At 80.2% G+C, this 1,551-nt stretch carries 1 pseudogene; it reads left to right on the top strand.

What is annotated here, in order from left to right:
- Positions 1-1,245: 1,245 nt before the first annotated feature.
- A pseudogene (locus AC51EU_RS30425) lies at positions 1,246-1,551 on the top strand (hypothetical protein); the annotation flags it as partial.

Raw genomic sequence — 1,551 nt, 5'->3', positions numbered from 1 at the left:
CCTGGTGCGCCGGGCGGGCCTGGTGCGCCGGGTGGGCCTGGTGCGCCGGGTGGTGCGGGGTTCCCGCCGCCTCCGGCGCCCGGTAACGGTCCGGCGCAGGGCAACGGTCCGGCAGGTCCCGGTGGGTACGGCTTCCCGCCGCCCGCGGCCGTCCCCGGTCCCCGGTCCGAGCAGGACCCTCATGGCTTCCCCCCGCCCCCTGGCCCGGCCCCGTCCAATCCGGGTGACCAGGGTGGGTACGGTTTCCCGCCCCCGGGACAGCCCGGCACCCCGCCGGGGCCGCCGACCGGCGGGGCCGGCATGAACGGTGCTCCTGGCGCGGCCGGTGGGCCTGGCGCGCCCGGAGGGCATGGCATGCCCGGGGGTCCCGGTATGCCTGACGGTCCTGGTGGGGCCGGTGGTTTTGGGCCCGGGGGTTCCGGCATGCCCGGAGGACCTGGTGGCTTTGGTGGTCCCGGGGCTCCCGGTGGTCCCGGGGCTCCTGGTGGTCCGGGGACGCAGGGCGGCCCGGGGCCATATGGCGGGCCCGGTGCACAGGAGGGCCCAGGTGCGCAGGGCGGGCCCGGGTCGCAGGGCGCCTCAGGTATGCAGGGCGGTCCCGGTACGCAGGGAGGACCGGGGGGATACGGCTTCCCGCCGCCCGTTCCCGGCCAGGGAGCGCCTGGTGGTCCTGAAGGCCAGGGAGGTCCGAGCAGTTTCGGAGGCCCCGGTGGGCCGGGTGGTTTCGGCGGGCCGGGCGGTCCCGGTGGTGCGGGCGGACCCGGTGGGCCCGGTACCCACGGTGGCGCCGGTGTGCCCGGAGGATTCGGAGGACCGGGGGCGCCCGGCGGTCCCGGCATGCCTGGTGGCCCGGGGGCCCCGGGCGGACCTGACACCCACGGCGGCTCCGGTGGATACGGCTTCCCCCCGCCCGTCCCCGCACCGGGAGCGCCCGGTGGCTTCGGTGGACCTGGCGGGCCGGGTGGCCCCGGTGGGCCGGGCGCACCCGGTGGCCCCGGCGGTTACGGCTTCCCGCCGCCGTTCCCCGCCCCCGGCACTCACGGAGGACCCGGCGCGCCCGGCACCCCGGGAGGCCCCGGTGCACCCGCTGCTCCCGGCACCCCTGGCACGTCCGGAGCCCCTGGAGCCCCTGGAGCCCCTGGAGCCCCTGGCAACGCTGACGCCCACGGTGGCGGCTACGGCTTCCCGCCCCCCTTCCCCAGCCAGGGAGCACCCGGCGGCCCCGGCGCTCCGGGCGCCCCCGGCATGCCCGGAGCCCACGTCGGCCCCGGTGACCAGTCCGGTGGTTACGGCTTCCCGCCGCCGCACCCCCAGCCGCCCCAGCACACCCCGTCGCCCGGCGCGCCCGGCCCCGGTGGGTTCCCGGGCATGCCCGGCACCCCGCCCGGTGCCCAGGGCCCCGGCAGCGCACCCGGCGCGCCCAGCTCCCCCGACCACCCCGGTTTCGGCACCCCCGACGCCCACCCCGGCATGCCCGCTCAGCCCGGCCCCGGCGGACCCGTCCCCGGCGCCCCCGGCGGTCCCCACCCCGGTGACCCGGCCAACGGCGCC

The sequence above is a fragment of the Candidatus Streptomyces philanthi genome (assembly GCF_059553635.1).
The sequence above is the reverse complement of the archived record's forward strand: the minus strand, read 5'-3'. Positions and strand labels throughout refer to the sequence as shown.